Below are 17,615 nucleotides of genomic sequence, written 5' to 3' on the forward strand. Positions count from 1 at the left end.
GAACGGTGTCCTTGTTCCCTTTTTGAAGCTCGAATAGACAAATAGTTCCAAAACTCCCCCGACACCTTTCGCGATACTCCGCGACCTTTATACCATACTATTAATTCAAAAGAATTTTATGGGTAAAGGCGGTAAAGGCAAATTGGAGAAGAGGCGTTTTTTTCGTTCTATATTTAGAAATACAAAAATTGCAGAGTTCAGCATTTACAGTTATGGTGATCGGATCATCAATTCAAAGCCTGCCCTCATACAAGTCATCGATATAAGTGCGAGTGGCATGAAACTTCAATCTACCATTACATTGCCGATCGATCCGAAAATCATATACAAGATTACAATCGAATTGCTGGATAAAACATATACACTTTATGGTTATGTGGTCTTCCAACGACAAATGAACGAAGGCAATTATTATCATGGATTAAACTTCGTTTATGTTAGTGAGGATCAGGAAGCAGAGCTTGTAAGAGTCATCAATCGTATGGAAATCAAACATCGAATGATGGAAAAAAAATGAACCCTCTACTCCGGTCTACATTTGCTTAGTTTTCGGAGCTGTCTTCTTTTTAATAAATCGTCTATCTATATATATAGCTGCAAGTACAGACAATCCGCCGATGACAAGCGGCAGGCCGAAAGCTTCGATGGAAAAGGGTTTCCCCTCCAGACTCAAATGGTTAGCCCGATATTCCAGTCGTTTCACAGCGAACTTAGCGGTTTGAATATCCTCCTGCTTCGACAAATCTTCGATTGGAGCTTCCATGACGTATCTTTCCGGCGTATCGCTATGCATGAATAAAAGCTTGGCTCCATTACCTTTTTCGTTCCACTCCCTTACGGCTTCTTTTTGCCTGTATACCCGCAACGATCATCTTATCCATTTTCGGAGCATCCGACATCGAATATCTGGCGAGCAGGTTCAGGTGATGCTTGGTGTTCTCGACCAACGGCGGGTCTATCTCGGCCTGCAGGCTGAGATTCCGCGGTATTTTTTCCAATGAGGATGAATGAAAAAAGAGCCGCCCCCGTTATCAATGAGATAACTATCGGGACAGCCCATTCTTCTGAATCACGGACGAAACTTCGTCCACAGCTTATTTATATTGATTAATAAAAGCGATGGCTTTCGCGATATCTTCCTCCGGCTGCTCGCCGACTTCCCGTTCGATCGTCAGGTAACCGGTATAGCCGATATCGTTCAAAGCCTGGAAGTAACGGGCGAAATCGACGTACCCCTCTCCCAAAGCCAGCTCACGGTACGTCGGTCCCGATGCTGCGGCTTCGGCGATACGTTCGTGGCTCATAGGCTCGTAGCCGAGTGCACCGTACACTTCGCGCGGATCGACCTGGCGCAACCGGATGCCGTCCTTCACATGCGTGTGGACGATGTAATCCTTCAAGGTGTACACGCCTTGAACCGGATCATCGCCGGTCACCATGACCATGTTGGCCGGATCGAAGTTGACGGAAACACCGTCCGTGCTGAGCGAATCCAGGAATTGCTTCAGATGAGCCGCGGTTTCCGGACCTGTTTCGACGGCGAAGTAGGCGCCCATGCTCTTCGCATACACGCCGAGCTTCTCGCATGCGCGCTGCATCTCGCCATAGATCGGATCGTTCTCATCGTTTGGGACAACGCCGATATGCGTCGTCACAACCTTCGTGCCCAGTTCCACGGCCAGATCAAGTATGCGCTTGGACTTCTCGATCTTTTGCGGATTGGCCCGCTCATCTTGAAAGCCGTGGCCGCCAAGGTCGCCGCACAGGGCAGAGATTTGCAGCCCGAGTGAATCGATGTAAGCCTTCAGCTCTTTACGCGCCGATGGCGATAGATTCGCCGGATCCATCTCGCCTTGGACCGCATAGATCTGCACGCCGTCCGCGCCCAGCTCCTTCGATTTCTTCAATCCTTCATGCAAACCTAGACGCAAACTGTCCACCATAATGCCGATAGGGTTCACTATTTTCATCATCCAACGCCTCCTTGATATGAGATCGGGCGGGCGATCAAGCCTCTGCCCACAGCCTTCTGAGGTTGTCCAGACCGATTCTTGTACCGGTTTTGCATTCTTCCATACCTTCGAACTCGAGAGAAATGTAGCCGTCATAACCGGAGCCTTTAACAACACGAATCACTTCTCGCATATCGATATCCCCTTGGCCGATGATCGCGCCGCGCAAGTAGTTGCCGCTCGTGGATTTGAACCAGCCTTCTCCCGGATTCAAATAAGACGGACGGCGGTAAAAGTCTTTGAAATGCACCATGGATGCGTATGGTAAGTTATTCTTCACGGCAGCAACGGGATCCTCGTCGACGCACAAAAAATTACCGATATCCAGCGTCGTCCGGAAGTTCGGCCGATCGACGGCTTGAACGAGCGTCTGCACCCGGTCGCTGGCCTGCACGAAATACCCGTGATTCTCGACACTGGTCACGATGCCGTATTGCGCGGCATGATCGGCAATTTGCCGGCATGCCTCTACCAACCGGTCCAGCTCCCGGTGGAAGCAGTGGATCGACGTGTCATCGCTGCGCGCGACGTCGTGCCGCATCCGCTTGACGCCCAGCCTTGCCGCGAGATCCACCTCTTCCTTCACGCGCGCTATCTCTTGCAAGTAAGCTTCTTCCGTATCGGTCGCGAAGTTCGCCCCGATCGCGTAATTCGATACGTTGATTCCCCGCGACTGTGCCTTCTCGCGAATTGCATCGGCCAGCTCAGGCTTACCCGCCAGTTCGAAACCGACCGGCACGATCTCGACATGCTCGCCGCCTTGATCGGCGATCCAATCGATCACGCCGAGAATATCCATTTCCCCGGATTGCAACGCACGATATAAACTATATGAACTAACGCCAAGTTTCATCCTTATCGCCCCGCTTCCCTCTCATGAACTACAACTGAATCTCGATTCCTTTGGCTGCCGATTCATAAATGCCGCACAGCATTTTCATCATCTCAAGCCCGTCTTCCACCGGACTAATCGGCTCAGCCCCCGATCGGCAGCAGGATACAAAATGGCTAATCTCGTGGTAGAAAGCCTCATGGACGTTCAGCGATTTATTGTCCGTTTGAGGTGTGATATTCAAGATCGTATCATGCTTCTCCGTTACAAAAGTTAACTCCGGCTCCAGCTCAACGCCGCCCTTATCGCCATATAGCTTCACAGAGATCTCATCCTTCTTGGCATGCAGCGTGAAGCTGACATCCACGAGCAGCGAAGCCCCGTTCTCGAAGCGGATCAGCGCGTTCGCCATATCCTCAACCCCGTTAACAGTCGGATCGTAGTCCGCCGCTTTGTAAAAAGACAAATTGCGGATATGCGCCCGGTTGCCCAGCTTCTTGTAGGTGTTGCCGCTAACGGAAACCGGTTTTGGCCGCCCCATCATGTACCAGCATAGATCAATGACATGCACTCCGATATCGATCAGCGGGCCGCCGCCGGAACGTTCGGGATCGGCGAACCAGCCCCCAGGATTGCCGAGCCTGCGAATGCAGGAAGCCTTCGCATAATAAACCTCACCCAATTCTCCGTTGTTAATAAACCGCTTCACAAGCTGGGCATTCGCGTCGTAGCGGCGCACAAAACCAACCTGCAGCGTTTTGCCCGTTTCCCTTACCGCCTCTTGAATTAGAAGCGCTTCCTCTACAGTACGGCACAATGGTTTCTCAACCAGCACATGCTTCCCTGCGCGCAACGCCGCTATGCTGATCTCCGCGTGGGTATTGTTCCACGTACAGATGCTGACCGCATCCAGCTCCGGGTTAGCCAGCATTTCCTTATAATCCGTGTATACATGCGGAATGCCATACTGCTGCGCCTTATTCTCCGCACGAGTTTGATTCATGTCGCAAATAGCGTATAGCTCAGCTTCTTCTACTTTTTGATAGCCCTGCAAATGCAGATCGGATATCGAACCCAAACCGATGATGCCAATTTTCGTTTTCTTTACGCTCATGAACGTCCCAACCTCCTAAGCATGTTTGCGGTCTTGCCTGCTCGCATTATACAATCAGATTAACACGACCATCACGGGAGGTAGAATGCTTGTCATGACCACCTACATGGATTATACGATCAGTTCTAAACCGATACGCATCATCGATCGCTCAACGGATAAAAGCAAGCTAAGCGTGAAATCCCTCGCGATCATCACGGTCGGTCATCTGCCGAATCGCAAGCTCTACCGGCGTAAGGCTTCCTTCAAGCAATATGCGATTGTATACATCGCAGGAGGTTCCGGCACCTATCGGGTGGGCGGCGGCGAGAAGCAGGCGGTTGGGACAGGCAGCTTCTTTCTCTTCTACCCCAATGCCTCTTTCGACTACGGTCCTGCCCGTGACGAGACGTGGGACGAATTTTATTTTACGATCGAAGGATCGCGCATCCAGGAATGGCTCGATACCTGGTTGACCGATCTCGGTCAGGTACGGCAAGTCAGTCCCGATGATGCGCAGCAAAGCAAAATCGACCGCATCTTCGCGCTCATGGAAAGCGGTGATCCCGGTAATCTGGATCGTGCGGCTTTACTGCTGGAATCCTTTCTGTATGAGCTTGTGCTGAACAGCCAGTCACGGCTGCGAATATCGTCCGCCGACCCTGTAGCGAAGCTGCTGGATGACATCTCAGCGTCGATTAATCAGCCTTTTGACGCGACTGACGTCTGCGAACGGCATCATATTTCTTTATCCACGCTGCGCCGGATGATTCACAAAGCGACCGGCTACTCGCTTCATGAGTACATACACCGTCTCAAAATCTCTGAAGCCAAAAACATGCTGCTCAATACCCATCAATCCGTTAAAGAAACCGCGGCTTCTCTCGGATTTAAGGACGTTTTCTACTTCTCGCGTTTATTTAAAAAATACGTAGGCGTCTCGCCCCAGCACTTTCGGACTAACGTATAGAGCAAACCAAAGAATACAGGTCGCAAATAGAGCACCTATTGTTCGATAATCCAATGAAGAATAGTTATTTTCCGCTTCGTGCGAACAATAGTCGTTAAATAAAGAATCATATTCTTTACTTAAAGAAACTTATTCTCTAAACGATTGCAAGGATTGAACTCCTCGCTTATAGCGACAATCGGGTACTTTATTTGCGTACAATTGACGCTAACGAAAATGGATGAAGGAAGCAGGTTGCCCCCAATAAACAATAGCCCGTTTCACCACGATGTGGCGATACGGGCTATTGCTTTTCGTTACTCAGGACGATCTATTGCAAAAATCTCTCCTAACTTGGCATAGGAGTTGCCCGCCAGCCGGCTAACGGGCTTGAGCCCGACGGCATCGATATGTCCGCCGCTGTCATATAAAGCTTCTGCGATATGAAACTGTACGACACGGCCAATTAAAAGATCCGCTGCGGGAGAACCCTCTGTTCCGCCAAGCGGGATCGCTTGATCGAGAACGCATTCCATCCGGATACTCGCCTCGGCAATTCCGGGAACAGCGATCTTGTCGCTCGTCACGGGGGTGAGCCCGGCGAGACTGACTTCACTTTCACCCGGTGGCAAATTAGCTGCGGTCTGATTGATCTCGTTAATGTAAGATTCATCGGAGATATGAACGACGAAAGCGCCGGTTTCTATCGCGTTCCTTGACGTATCTTTGCGCTCTCCCTGCTTCCTCTGTACCGAAATCGCGACCATCGGGGGGTTCGCCGTAACAATCGTAAAGTAGCTATAAGGAGCTGCGTTCAGTACACCCTCCTTGGAGAGCGTCGTCACGAATGCGATTGGCCTAGGAATAATGCTCCCGATCAAAAACTTATAATTCTCCCTCTCACTTTGGCTTGTGGGATCAATCGAGATCATAGCAAGTTCCTCTCCTTTCTGATGCCCTGCCTTTACTGCAGCTTCGTTCACGCGATATTCTGTTTATACCATTCGGCTGCTGCGCCTACTTCCGTATGCGTCAGTTGATGTCCGGCCCGCTCCCAGTGGACGGCAACCGATGCGCCTGCATCGCCGAGCAGCTTCTGCAGCTCTTCGGTCTCCCGCGGGGAGCAAATCGGGTCATTCTGACCTGCTCCGATGAATACCGGCACGCCGGTCAGATCCGGCAGCTTCACCCCGCGCCGCGGCACCATCGGATGGTGCAGGATCGCGCCTCGCAACGCTCCGGGATGATGGAACAAGAGACTTCCGGCGATGTTGGCGCCGTTGGAATAACCGATGGCTATGAGGTTATTCCGATCGAATCCATAATCCGCCGCGGCCTGATCGAGGAAATCGTTCAGTTCTTGGGTACGATAGATGAGATCCTCTTCGTCAAACACGCCCTCAGCCAGCCGACGGAAAAATCGCGGCATGCCGTTTTCCAGCACGTTACCCCTCACGCTAAGCACCGAGGAAGTCGGTGCGACCGCCTGAGCCAGCGGCAGCAGGTCATGTTCCGTACCTCCCGTACCGTGGAACAGTACGATGACCGGGGCATTCAGATCAGTCCCCTTGGTAAATAAATGTCTCATTGTTTATCCCCCTCCAATACCCGAACTTGAATTGGCGGCAAATTCGCCTCAATTTGCGAACGATGCTCTTCAAACCATTCCGGAAGCATCAGCTTCTCCCCAAGCGAATCCGGCTGCTCATCACGGGCAAACCCTGGCGGATCCGTTGCGATCTCAAATAAAATTCCGCCTTCTTCCCGGAAATATAGCGCATTAAAGTACTGACGATCGACGATCGGCGTAGGCTGGAAGCCGCTGTTTATAACATGGCTTCTCCACAGCGCATGCTCCGCATCATCTTTGGCACGCCATGCGATATGATGCACGGTACCCGCTCCACCGGCGCCATAAGGCATCGGCGTTACATTGATATCGATGATGTTGCCGATATCGGCTGTCGATTTAAAGCGGGCATAGGCACCTTCTTGCCCTACTTTCTGAAGACCCATCACATGCTCCAGTAGATGAGCCGTTTTCTCTGGGGCCGTGCTGTAGAGAACCGCACCGCCAAAACCTTTGATCGCCTTATCGGCCGGAACGCCGCCGAAAGACCATTTGCTAGGCTGGCCCTCTTCGCGCTCAACGATTTCAAGTTTCAAACCGTCGCGATCCTCAAATTGCAGATAGGTCTCCGAAAATCTCATCACTTTTTCAAAGGCAATGTTGAAATGTTTCAGGCGATCTTCCCAGAATGCCAAGCTTCCAGACGGAACAACATAAGAGGTAATGCCGACCTGGCCTCCGCCGATGCGGCCTTTACGCGAATTAGCCCACGGGAAAAAGGTAATGATCGTACCCGGGCTTCCTTGCTCGTCGCCGAAGTACAGATGATAGACTTCCGGTGCGTCGAAGTTGATTGTCTTTTTGACAAGTCGAAGACCGAGTAAGCCAGCATAAAAATCGACTGTTTCCTGTGCATTGCGGACAAAAGCAGTAATGTGATGAATACCGGTAGTTTGTTGTGTCATGTTAACCATCTCCTTATTTATAGTGATTTTGATGAAAATGTATTATAGCTGACAAATTCTCATTTTAGGCATCCCTCCATATTGATAATCTTAAAATTAAGATATTTGACAAGCGATTAAGCAGCCGCTCCTTCGATAAAGAGTTGTGCACTACTTAAAGCCGTCCTGCGCGTACTTGCCTAGCTTTTTGAGCAGTTGGCTGCACGCTCGCTTCTCTTCGTTCGTAAGTCCTGCCATTGCCTGATGGATCACTTCCGCATGCCCCGGAAATACTTCTTCGATGAATTGCTTTCCTTTATCCGTGATCTCCGCATAAATGAGACGTCGATCTTCGGTCGAAGTTCTTCGCAGCACGAATTGCTTCTTCTCCAGCTTATCGACGACATACGTAATGTTGCCGCTGCTCATGAGCACCTTGCCGCCAATCTGTTGAATAGGCTGTGCCCCTTTGTGGTACAGTAATTCGAGAACGCCGAATTCCGTCCGATTCAGCCCATGCTGCCGAATATCGCGATCCGCGTGAGCGTTGACCCATTGACCCGCTCTGGAAAGTGCGATGTAGAGATCAAGTGAATCGTCTTTCGAATTTGTTGTACGATCACTCATTGTGATCACCTCGTTTCTCGCCTTGGTGAAATCTTAATTTGTATTATCTTAAATTTAAGATATATCATTTGCAGGTAATTGTCAAGCGGTTTTCTTGAATTAAAAAATAGCCGGGAAATGGGCTTTAGAGTATGCCTATCCCCCCTACTTTCTTAGCAGCTCCCACGCCAACGCCCAAGCGGAACGTATTCTCGATACACGTCCGTGCTCTTGAAGGTAGCGGTAATCGGTTAGTACAACCCCTGCGTCTTTTAACGCATACGCGAAGTCGTCGTCCAGCATGAGCCGATACTCCCACACCCGCTTCTCCCAATGGGGAATATGGCTCTGCGTAAAGGGATCGGCTACCCCTGGATGAATATAGGTCTCCACAATGCCATCCGGCAAATTGTACATTTTGGCAATCATCATCTTCTTAAAGCTTTCATAAGTCTCCCCTTCCTCCACGGCGAAAGGATGCGACAACAAATAGTCGGGAATCGTGACGCCGAGCGCACCGGCAAGCGCAGACGCCTTGGCGACAGTCCGTTCCACGCCGGGGATTGAAGATAGCAAAGGATCCGCAGGATGCACCTTACGGAACAGCCGAAAAGGCAGTCCCCATTTCACGCACTTCCTTAGTACGTGGGGGATATGGCTGCGTCCCGTGGCCATTCCGTACAAGCTGCCCATATGATTGTCCGCATGCGTAATGGGGAATCCATAACGGATTACCTTCTCATACTGCGCTTCAAGCTCTTGCAGCACAGCCCTCGTATCGGCATTACGTTCAAATGCTTCTACCGTAGGGTGCATATAACCACGGTCATCATGCAAGCTGGCGTGATCCGTTAGACTTTTCCAGCGCAGCACTTTAAATTCGCTCGTCAAGGTCAGATGCAGTCCGATATTGGACTGCCCTCTGCGTTTGCACCACTCGGCGGCTTCTTCAAATCCGGGAGCCGGCGCCATAATCGTAGCCGATGACACCTTACGCTCCTCGAGCAGATGCATAATGGCTTGATTCATTGGTGAACTTTGGCCGAAGTCATCACAATTTATAATTAAGAATTTGGGATTCATGCTTGGGCGTCCTCTCCAATTTGACAAATAATGAAACGATAAAAGAAATGACAAGCAGCGTAAGCGGCACTATGCTAACCAAATAGCGGAACGTCGTCTCCGGGTCAGCCCCCGGGTTATCGCCGCTCTCATAGCCAAAGATCATCCCTACAAGGAGAAAAGCCAGCGCGGAAATAAGGCCGCTCGACCGGGTTATAAATCCGCCAATCGCCGTATACATACCCTCGCGTCGGCGGCCCGTTTTCGCAAAATCCTGATCGATAATGATACTACTTACAACAGGCGGCGTTACGAGGAATCCTGCGAGACCGAATCCGAATAAAATACCGGCAACTATCCCGCTGATTAGGCTCGTACTGAACCATAGCGGTATGACGGAAAGTGCATACGCAAGGAGCGAGAGACGCCATCCTCGGACTTGGTCCATTTTGCGAATGAGCCAGTACCATACACCGACGAGCGGAATGACCGAGATAAAAATAGAACCTAATAGAATGGACACTTGATATTCGGGGATTTGGAGCACATATTTGGCATAAAAGGGGATCATCGAACTAATGAGGCCGTTGACGGTCTGAGCAAAGGAATTTGCGATGTTGAAGATCCAGAACGGTTTGTTCTGGAGCGTCTCCTTGAACGATTCTTTGAAGCCCATCGGCTGCACGCTGCGTGCTTGTTCATTCTCTTTGACCGACCACATACATAAAAGCATAAATAGGGCAAAAGCTACCGCGAATATCATGGACATACGGCTGAAGCCCATGGCTCCAAATAAAATCGGCGTGAGCGCCGTACCGATCAGGAGGGCGATAATTTGAAATCCTTGCTGAATGGCGGAGGCTTTGGCCCGCGGCCGGTCACCTTGGAACAATTCAGGGAACAGGGCTCCATAGTTGACCCAAAGTACGGTCGCTACGGCTTCAAACAAAACCAATGCAATCAGGAACCATGCGAACAGCGCATAGCCCGCCAAACCCGGGGGAACCGTAAAGATGAAGATAAAGGAAAGCATAAACAGCGGAATCGCTCCGATAATCCAAGGCCGTCTCCGCCCATATCGGGTATTCGTCCGGTCCGATAAATAACCGAATAACGGTTGATTGACCGCATCCCATATGAGATAGATGGTTCGTGCTAATGTCGCCAAACCAATACCTAGCCCTAGTTTTTCTACATAAAAATAACTGTAAAAGGAGCCGAATGCCGTACTGGGAATCATCATGGCCAGCATCCCGAACGCGTACATGACCGGGGAGTTCCTAAGCCTTTCTCTCATCGCATAACCTCCGCCCACAAAATAAACCGCTTTCATAAATATGATATCGTTTCTGGGTAAGAGTCACAATTAGAATTTACAGCTGGAACAAGCTGCCCCCGCTACCATGCTGGTTCGTCTCGATCTTATCTTAAAACAAAAGGGTTGCCCTGTTCCCAATAACGCCAAGGGTACTCTTTGGCTTCGCCGCTATTCTCTATGCCTATTCTTGGACCGGCTGCAATAGCCCCTATTTCTCTTCCTTCCGCTATAAAAAGCGGCTGTTCGAAAAAGGCCCGGCCATAATCCTCTCTCGTTATCCCCAGAGCTTTGGTGAGCTTGCCCGGACCGTTCGTAAGATCGGTCAGCTTTTTTTCTTTTCCCCTGCGCTCATACATCCGTTCGATACCTGTGCAGGGTTCAACCGCTCGAATCAATACCGCTTCCGGGTGACCGGCGCCTTCCCGCTCACTACATTCACAAGGCAATGCGTATGCATCACATACGTATAAACATAGCCGGGAGGACCAAACATGACTTCCGTTCTAGGCGTTCTCCGGTTTCCAAAACTATGCGCAGCACGATCCTCAGGACCTATATAAGCTTCCGTTTCTACAATCCATCCCGACGAAGTGCCTGAATCCGTCTCCTTAACAAGCAGCATCCCTAGCAACGATTGAGCCAATTCCAATGTCGGCTGTTCGAAAAATGATGCATCTACAGGTCGAAACGTCAACTTGCTCCCCCCTTATGGCGGACTCATCAGAAGTTCTTCATCTGCTCGGCAACTAACTTCATATCTTCAACGAAATATTTCATAAGATTAGGTCTTCGGCGCACCGCCAACGGGTGATAGGAAACGGCTGCAGGTATACCTTGGACTGTATGCCACCTGCCCCTATAGCTCTTCACATCGGCCTCCTCCTCTGGGAACAAGGACTGGACAACGACATTGCCTAATCCAAATAGTAAGCGGGGCTGCTTCTCTTGAAATTGCAATTTTAAGTGCATTGAGCATGCTTCTCTGGCTGCCGGTTTATCGTATGCTCGTATCGGACGGCATTTCAGCAGGTAGCTCACATATACCAAACTGATATCTAATCCGGCCACCCGCATCCCATACTGAAGCGTTTCCCGAGTACCGCAAATAAATGAGTTGCCTTCCCGATCTTCCCTGGCTCCGGGATTATCTAACAAGATAAAAATCGGTGCCCGAGGATTACCTTCGCCCCAAATCACCCGATGGCGCTGCATGGAAAGCTCACATCGCCGGCACTCTTTGGCATGCGGGGGTGCAGATTCTTCTTCCAGAATTACCGGTTTGAAATCCATTATACTTCTGACTCCTTAGCCAACCAAAATGAGACTAAGTCTCATTTTTCCCTTTCCAATGCAGCAATATCCAAGTATTTCACCGTTTTGTTCTAAATAAACTTATCAATCGCTCGGCTGTAGCCGGTGAAGCGGTAAAAAAAATATCTATGGTGTCTAGGTTATCGAGGGCGATCGCGCTGATAACAGTCTCAATAAAAATAGCGGCAATCCAGATCATCCAGGCTGCCGCTGTTTTTATATTCAAACATTCCCTTTTTCCAACAAATAGACTTTCACGTTCTTCTTTACCCCGAATTCCTGAGCTTCGCTTAGATCGTTCATGAATACATCAATTCTCGATCCGCGAATAGCCGAACCGATATCCTCCGCTTTACGAATGCCGATACCTTCAATGAACACTGTAGAGCCCAATGGGATTACTGCTGGATCAACTGCAATCGTACGCCCTTCTTTTGCTTTTATGCCACTATATGTAATGCCGTACATGGGATGGGATTCCTTTTTACCTGTCGATTCAACTCCCGCCGTATAAGCAGTTAGGGTTGTGTTTAACACTTTTTTAATGACTTTACGTTGTCCGTCCGGCAAATCAATCCCTGATCCGCTTAACGGGATACTCAGAATCTGACCGATCATTAGCTGACGCGGATCCAGAATCGCATTGGCGGCCATAAGGTCATTGACGGAGACCCCGAAACTAAGCGCAATTTTGTACAAGGTATCGCCTCGGTTCACCTGATATTGCGACGCCGGAGGTAGCACAGTTTCAGCAGCTCCTCCCGCCGACTCCGCAGGACTTGCATAGGATGACCTGCTGTACGCAGGGGACAATTCTCCGCCATCTTCACTCGCAGGGTACGAATATGCCTTTTCAACATGAAATATACCGAGCAGCAAAGGAAGCACCAAAGTAATACTAATAATTTTACGAAACATAGTAGCTCCTCCTCTTAAAAAATTAATAGAGTTATAGCTACTAGATTCGTCCAATTTATTTATTTATATACGCTTCATTGACGATTTCTTAAAAATTAAGCCGTTCCCTAATCATGAAATATGTGGTAAAATGAAAAATGTAGATGCGAACAATTGTTCTGTACGAAAGCAATAGTTAAGTGTAAGGATGGTGTAGAAATGGTGACAGCCCTGCATTCGGAAATTGATGAGGTGATCGCATATATTCATCGACATATCTATGAACCGCTGCCGCTTTCACAATTAGCCAGCTATGTAGCCTATAGTCCGTACCACTTCACGCGCATTTTTAAAGAAAGAATCGGTCTACCGCCTCTTTATTATGTTTCTTCCCTCCGATTGCAAAAGGCAAAAGATTTGTTGCTGCGCACGAATTTGAGTATACGCGATATCGGATTGGAGATCGGGCAACAAAGTCTGGGAACCTTCACCACCCGATTCACCGAACGGGTAGGCGTGACGCCGTCCGAATTTCGGAGCTCGGCCTTGCAGGCAGATAACCACTTGCGTTCATTGCAGAAGCTTAATGATTGGCGTACGACGGATCTTGTTTTAAATCCATACTCCCGAATAGAAGGGATCGTTCAAGCGGAAACTCCTTTTGAGGGTATCATTCTGATCGGCTTGTTTGCCAAACCGATTCCTGAAGGACTTCCCCTGTATGGAACGCTGCTTGGTTCTTTAGGGGAGTTTTGTTTTACGGACGTCAAACCGGGCACTTATTACCTGATGGCTACATCGGTCTCTTGGGGGATGCAGGCCATGGATGTTCTGCTGCCGCAGGCAACCTTGCGCACCCGATCGAAGGAACCTATTATCGTCGGCCCCTATTCCAGCGTCCCGCATCAGAAAGTCACACTCTATCCTCCCCGTCTGGACGATCCGCCCATCCTGATCTCCCTGCCCCTGTTGATGAATAATTTCCTCGATAGGGTTCTCCAACACAGCAATCGATAAGAAATCATGACATAGGCTACATGTTAATATAGGGGGAATCTGTGAATCATACATAAATCAGGGAAACCAAATATCCATTGAGAGGAGAATTTCATGACAACGGGCACAATTGAGCAGTCCCAAAACCGTACAGCTAAAATCAAGCTTATCTATACCAAGAAGAAGGAAGGAAGTATGAAGATATGAATATTGTGGAGAGTAATACCAAACCTGCAGCGCAGTCTTCCGACATAAAGAAAAGTGTGCTGTGGATTTATTACGTCATCTTCTTTGCCGTACTGAACGAATCTGTATTCAACGTATCCACCCCAAACATTGCTAATCAGTTCGGGCTGGATGCTTCCGGTGTAAGCTGGGTGGTTACCATCTTTTTTATCGTATTCGGTATGGGAATGGTCATTTTCGGAAAACTTTCCGATATGTACAGTGTCAAGAAACTGATTACAATCGGAATCGTCCTGTATAGTCTGGGGTCTTTGCTGGGTTTTGTTTTGCAATCTTGGTACCCAGGAGTCGTCCTATCCAGGGCCATTCAAGGGGCAGGCGGATCCGCCATCCCGGCATTGGTCTTTGTCATGGTAGCCCGATTCTTTACGGCGGAAGAACGCGGAAAAATGTTTGGTATCATCACATCGACCGTATCCTTCGCAATTGGAATCGGTCCGGTACTTGGCGGCTATATCGCAGGATCATTCCACTGGGCCTATTTGTTTCTCGTTCCGCTTCCCGTGCTCGTCGCTATTCCTTTTTTCCGGAAGCTTCTGCCGCAGGAGCAGCGCGGAGCAGGAAAATTAGATATTATTGGGGCGGTTCTGCTGGGCATTGTAATATCCATGCTGGTTTTATTTACAACAGAAGCAAACTGGGTTTATCTGCTCGCAGCTCTTTTAGCTTTGATCTTATTTATTGTTCGAATTCGAAGCGCGAAAGATCCGTTTGTCGAACCCGCCCTTTTCACCAACCAGCTATACCGGAACGGACTTATCATCGGCTTCCTCATATTCGGCACCGTGATGTCTGTGATGTTCGTGATCCCACTCATGTTAAGCAAAATATATGGGTTGAACACGGAGAATATCGGGCTCATTATGTTTCCGGGAGCCATTAGCGCGGTCATTTTCGGAAGGGTCGCCGGCAATTTGACGGTCAAACGAGGAAGTCATTTTGTCGTTTACCTGGGGCTGTCCTTAATCGCGCTGAGTCTATTGATTCAATCTTCATCAATCGGGCTCTGGGTATGGTACATCGGGGTTGCCCTCATTATGATGTATATCGGATTTTCCTTCGTTCAGACGGCATTAACGGAAAGTGTAACGCAAATATTACCGGTTCACCAAATCGGCGTCGGTATGGGCTTTTTCAATATGACATCGACAATTTCCGGGGCAGTCGTGACGGCACTAGTCGCCAAAGCAATGGAACAAGAGTTGTTCGCTTTCCCGCTCCATCCATTGATTGCGGACTCTAGTTCATACTTGTACGGCAATCTCATTCTGATATTAAGCTTAGTTGTTGTTGCGAGCGCGATTCTGTATTTGTTATCATTCGGTAAAAAAGCCCCGCAGCCGGTCCATGAACCGGCCTAACATCGAACTAAGTAATAACGGCCTTTGTCCGCAATGATAGCGGAAAAGGCCGTTGTTTGTTTTTCACTGCTGCAAGGTTTAGGATTTCGCGATCTCATAACATTTATAAATCTGTTCAGCCTGGCTTTTGATAAATTCAGCGACAAAAGTCGGCTCCAGGACCTGGACATCTGGCCCATAGCTTAACAGCATGCCGTACATCCATTGACTATCAGGATAGCTGACCGTTACCTGAAGGGATCCGTCCTCTTGGACTTCGACAGCGTCCTGTCCAAATGCTTCCTCCACTCGTACCCTTACTCGCGCTCGAAATCGCAGAACAAGTTGTACGGTAGGGCCTGGCTCTTGAGTTCCCCATTTGGCATCAAGCTCCTCCAAGCGGACCCCTCTATTCTTGAATTGCTCCAAGCGAACCTGCAATTCTCTTATCCTCGAGAGCCGGAACGTCCGGTAGTCGTTGCGGAGCCTGCAATATGCATAAAGGTACCAAGAGTACCCTTTCCAAGCTATACCGATAGGCTCGACGGACCGCTGCTCTCCGATCCCTTCGGAATTCGTATATAAAAACGATACGACAGTACGATTTTTGGCAGCTTGCCGGAGTGCTGCCAACATCGACTTATCTCTAAGTCCACCGCCATGCCATAGATTCGTATCAAAAATGAGAGTCTCGCCAGACTCTTCCATCCGGTTTTGCTCAGACTTTGCCACTAGCGCTTTGACCTTGGTTAATAAGGTATCCATATCCTGATCGTTAAGCGAAGACTGTACCCCTTTTAATGCAGTCAGGATCGATTGCAGATCATCAAGTGTAACGATTTGTCGATCGATACGGAATTGCTCCATGATCTCGTATCCGCCGTCAGCGCCAGTATAAGAGACGATGGGAATACCCGCGGAATTGATCGTCTCCAGATCACGATAGATCGTGCGAATCGATACTTCGAACTTATCAGCGAGTGCCGGTCCGCTAATCCTCCGTTGGCTTAACAATAGCATAGTGATGGCGAGCAGACGTTGGATTTTCAAGCTCAATTCCTCCTCACGATTCATTCAACCATAATTTTATTTTACTTTTGGTCAAGGAGATTGTCGATGAAAAAAATTCAATCTTCTTTTTACTTATTAAAAACCCTGACAATTTGCTGTCAGTAAGGAGACAGTAAAATCTAAATATAAAGGCGAAACAATATATCTTCAGGAGGAAAAAATGATGAATTCATTTGATAAAACAATCCGTCCATTCCGCGTCGATATTCCACAAACTGAGTTGGACAGCTTGAAAGAGCGACTTGCTATGACGCGATGGCCCGATGAACTTCCAGGTGTTGGCTGGAATTACGGCGCACCTCTTGGCTTCGTTAGGGAGATAGCGGAGTACTGGCGAACCTCTTATGATTGGCGTAAGCAAGAGGCTCGCTTGAATGAGCTTCCACAGTTCACAACAACGATTGACGGAGCCCATATACATTTCTTGCACGTTCGCTCTCCAGAGCCGGATGCTATGCCGCTTATTCTAACCCATGGGTGGCCGGGATCGATTGTCGAATTCCTGGATGTGATCGGACCGCTCACGGATCCAAGCTCTTATGGAGGCGATTCGGCCGATGCTTTTCATCTGGTTATTCCCTCCATTCCAGGCTTTGGATTTTCCGGTCCAACGAAGGAAACAGGATGGACATCAACTCGTGTAGCCGGCGCATTCGCTGAGCTCATGAAACGATTGGACTACGAACGTTACGGTGCCCAAGGCGGGGATATGGGAGCGATCATATCACCGGAGCTCGGTCGTATAGCGACTAACCAAGTCGTTGGGGTTCATGTAAATGCAGCCACAGTAGGATTTATTCCTTTTGGTCCAGTCGCAGAAGAGGTACTTGCTACGTTTACGAATGCGGAGAAAGTACGTTTGGAACGCTTGACCCATTTCATGAGGGAACGGTTTGGATTCAATGCGATTCAATACACGAGACCACAAACCTTAGCCTACGGATTGACGGACTCTCCAGTTGGTTTGCTCGCTTGGAACTGTGAATTATTCTATGGATTTGGAGATGCTATAAAAGCGGTTGATCGTGATCAATTTTTAACTAACCTGATGCTTTATTGGTTGACGGGTACGGCTAATTCTTCTATTCGCATGTATTATGAGGGAGCTCATGATCCTAACGCATGGGCACCGAAGGAACCATCGAAAACACCCGTGGGCGTTGCTGTTTTCCAGTTAGCTGACGTTGCAATTCGTCACTATGCAGAGCAAAACAATCACATCATACACTGGAACGAGTTCGACAGAGGTACCCATTTCGCTGCCATGGATGCTCCGGACCTGCTTATAGCCGACATTCGCAGATTTTTCCGCCGATTGCGTTAAGACGAAGAAAAGCTTGCCTAACCACATAACGGATTAGGCAAGCT

The 17,615-nt window shown here is 49.0% G+C and carries 18 protein-coding genes and 1 pseudogene; 5 read left to right on the forward strand and 14 right to left on the reverse strand.

All coding sequences use genetic code 11. The features are described from left to right. Positions 1-118 precede the first annotated feature (118 nt). Positions 119-517, forward strand: coding sequence for a PilZ domain-containing protein (locus ICC18_RS18720; protein WP_188175955.1), 399 nt, complete (start codon positions 119-121; stop codon positions 515-517). 15 nt (positions 518-532) lie between these two features. Here ICC18_RS18720 and ICC18_RS18725 read toward each other — a convergent pair whose 3' ends face one another. The 4 genes from ICC18_RS18725 to ICC18_RS18740 form a co-directional block, all read right to left on the reverse strand. Beyond that, positions 533-865 carry a hypothetical protein gene (locus ICC18_RS18725; RefSeq protein ID WP_188175956.1) on the reverse strand — a complete coding sequence of 111 codons (333 nt, stop codon included), beginning with the start codon at positions 863-865 and terminating at the stop codon, positions 533-535. Positions 866-1,094: 229 nt separating this feature from the next. Then, positions 1,095-1,970 carry a sugar phosphate isomerase/epimerase family protein gene (locus ICC18_RS18730; RefSeq protein ID WP_188176060.1) on the reverse strand — a complete coding sequence of 292 codons (876 nt, stop codon included), beginning with the start codon at positions 1,968-1,970 and terminating at the stop codon, positions 1,095-1,097. Positions 1,971-2,007: 37 nt separating this feature from the next. Beyond that, positions 2,008-2,865, reverse strand: coding sequence for a sugar phosphate isomerase/epimerase family protein (locus tag ICC18_RS18735; RefSeq protein ID WP_188175957.1), 858 nt, complete (start codon positions 2,863-2,865; stop codon positions 2,008-2,010). A gap of 28 nt (positions 2,866-2,893) precedes the next feature. Then, a complete protein-coding gene (locus ICC18_RS18740; protein ID WP_188175958.1) occupies positions 2,894-3,958 on the reverse strand; it encodes a Gfo/Idh/MocA family protein in 1,065 nt (354 codons plus the stop codon). A gap of 94 nt (positions 3,959-4,052) precedes the next feature. Between ICC18_RS18740 and ICC18_RS18745 the strand changes: the two genes are divergently transcribed. Further along, complete coding sequence (locus ICC18_RS18745) at positions 4,053-4,907, forward strand: AraC family transcriptional regulator (protein WP_223192683.1); 855 nt, start codon at positions 4,053-4,055, stop codon at positions 4,905-4,907. Positions 4,908-5,203: 296 nt separating this feature from the next. Here ICC18_RS18745 and ICC18_RS18750 read toward each other — a convergent pair whose 3' ends face one another. The 9 genes and pseudogenes from ICC18_RS18750 to ICC18_RS18790 form a co-directional block, all read right to left on the reverse strand. Next, complete coding sequence (locus ICC18_RS18750; protein ID WP_188175959.1) at positions 5,204-5,818, reverse strand: flavin reductase family protein; 615 nt, start codon at positions 5,816-5,818, stop codon at positions 5,204-5,206. A 47-nt stretch (positions 5,819-5,865) separates the two neighbouring features. Continuing rightward, positions 5,866-6,474, reverse strand: a complete 609-nt coding sequence (locus ICC18_RS18755; RefSeq protein WP_188175960.1) for an alpha/beta hydrolase — start codon at positions 6,472-6,474, stop codon at positions 5,866-5,868. Further along, positions 6,471-7,421, reverse strand: a complete 951-nt coding sequence (locus ICC18_RS18760) for a ring-cleaving dioxygenase (RefSeq protein WP_188175961.1) — start codon at positions 7,419-7,421, stop codon at positions 6,471-6,473. The genes ICC18_RS18755 and ICC18_RS18760 overlap by 4 nt, the downstream gene beginning before the upstream one ends. Before the next feature lie 150 nt (positions 7,422-7,571). Next, the gene (locus ICC18_RS18765; protein ID WP_188175962.1) at positions 7,572-8,027 is read right to left on the reverse strand and encodes a MarR family winged helix-turn-helix transcriptional regulator; all 456 of its coding nucleotides are present in this window, start codon (positions 8,025-8,027) and stop codon (positions 7,572-7,574) included. Positions 8,028-8,171: 144 nt separating this feature from the next. Next, entirely contained in the window at positions 8,172-9,089 is a 918-nt protein-coding gene (locus ICC18_RS18770) for a polysaccharide deacetylase family protein (protein ID WP_188175963.1), read from the reverse strand. Further along, a complete protein-coding gene (locus ICC18_RS18775) occupies positions 9,058-10,365 on the reverse strand; it encodes an MFS transporter (RefSeq protein WP_188175964.1) in 1,308 nt (435 codons plus the stop codon). The genes ICC18_RS18770 and ICC18_RS18775 overlap by 32 nt, the downstream gene beginning before the upstream one ends. Before the next feature lie 125 nt (positions 10,366-10,490). Continuing rightward, positions 10,491-11,080 (reverse strand): annotated as a pseudogene (locus tag ICC18_RS18780) (DNA-3-methyladenine glycosylase). 26 nt (positions 11,081-11,106) lie between these two features. After that, positions 11,107-11,676: a uracil-DNA glycosylase gene (locus ICC18_RS18785; RefSeq protein ID WP_188175965.1), complete on the reverse strand. Its 570-nt coding sequence runs from the start codon at positions 11,674-11,676 to the stop codon at positions 11,107-11,109. A gap of 243 nt (positions 11,677-11,919) precedes the next feature. Further along, positions 11,920-12,615: a 3D domain-containing protein gene (locus ICC18_RS18790; RefSeq protein ID WP_188175966.1), complete on the reverse strand. Its 696-nt coding sequence runs from the start codon at positions 12,613-12,615 to the stop codon at positions 11,920-11,922. Positions 12,616-12,813: 198 nt separating this feature from the next. Between ICC18_RS18790 and ICC18_RS18795 the strand changes: the two genes are divergently transcribed. Next, positions 12,814-13,611, forward strand: a complete 798-nt coding sequence (locus tag ICC18_RS18795; RefSeq protein ID WP_188175967.1) for a helix-turn-helix domain-containing protein — start codon at positions 12,814-12,816, stop codon at positions 13,609-13,611. 182 nt (positions 13,612-13,793) lie between these two features. After that, entirely contained in the window at positions 13,794-15,197 is a 1,404-nt protein-coding gene (locus ICC18_RS18800) for an MFS transporter (protein WP_188175968.1), read from the forward strand. Between the two features lie 78 nt (positions 15,198-15,275). On the opposite strand, the gene ICC18_RS18805 is transcribed toward ICC18_RS18800, so the two are convergent. After that, positions 15,276-16,226: a helix-turn-helix transcriptional regulator gene (locus ICC18_RS18805; protein ID WP_188175969.1), complete on the reverse strand. Its 951-nt coding sequence runs from the start codon at positions 16,224-16,226 to the stop codon at positions 15,276-15,278. 181 nt (positions 16,227-16,407) lie between these two features. Here ICC18_RS18805 and ICC18_RS18810 point away from each other — a divergent pair, with 181 nt between their 5' ends. After that, positions 16,408-17,571: an epoxide hydrolase family protein gene (locus ICC18_RS18810; RefSeq protein WP_223192684.1), complete on the forward strand. Its 1,164-nt coding sequence runs from the start codon at positions 16,408-16,410 to the stop codon at positions 17,569-17,571. The last annotated feature ends 44 nt before the right edge of the window (positions 17,572-17,615 follow it).

It is taken from the genome of Paenibacillus sedimenti (assembly GCF_014534655.1).
In the GTDB taxonomy this organism is placed as follows: Bacteria; Bacillota; Bacilli; order Paenibacillales; family NBRC-103111; genus Paenibacillus_E; species Paenibacillus_E sedimenti.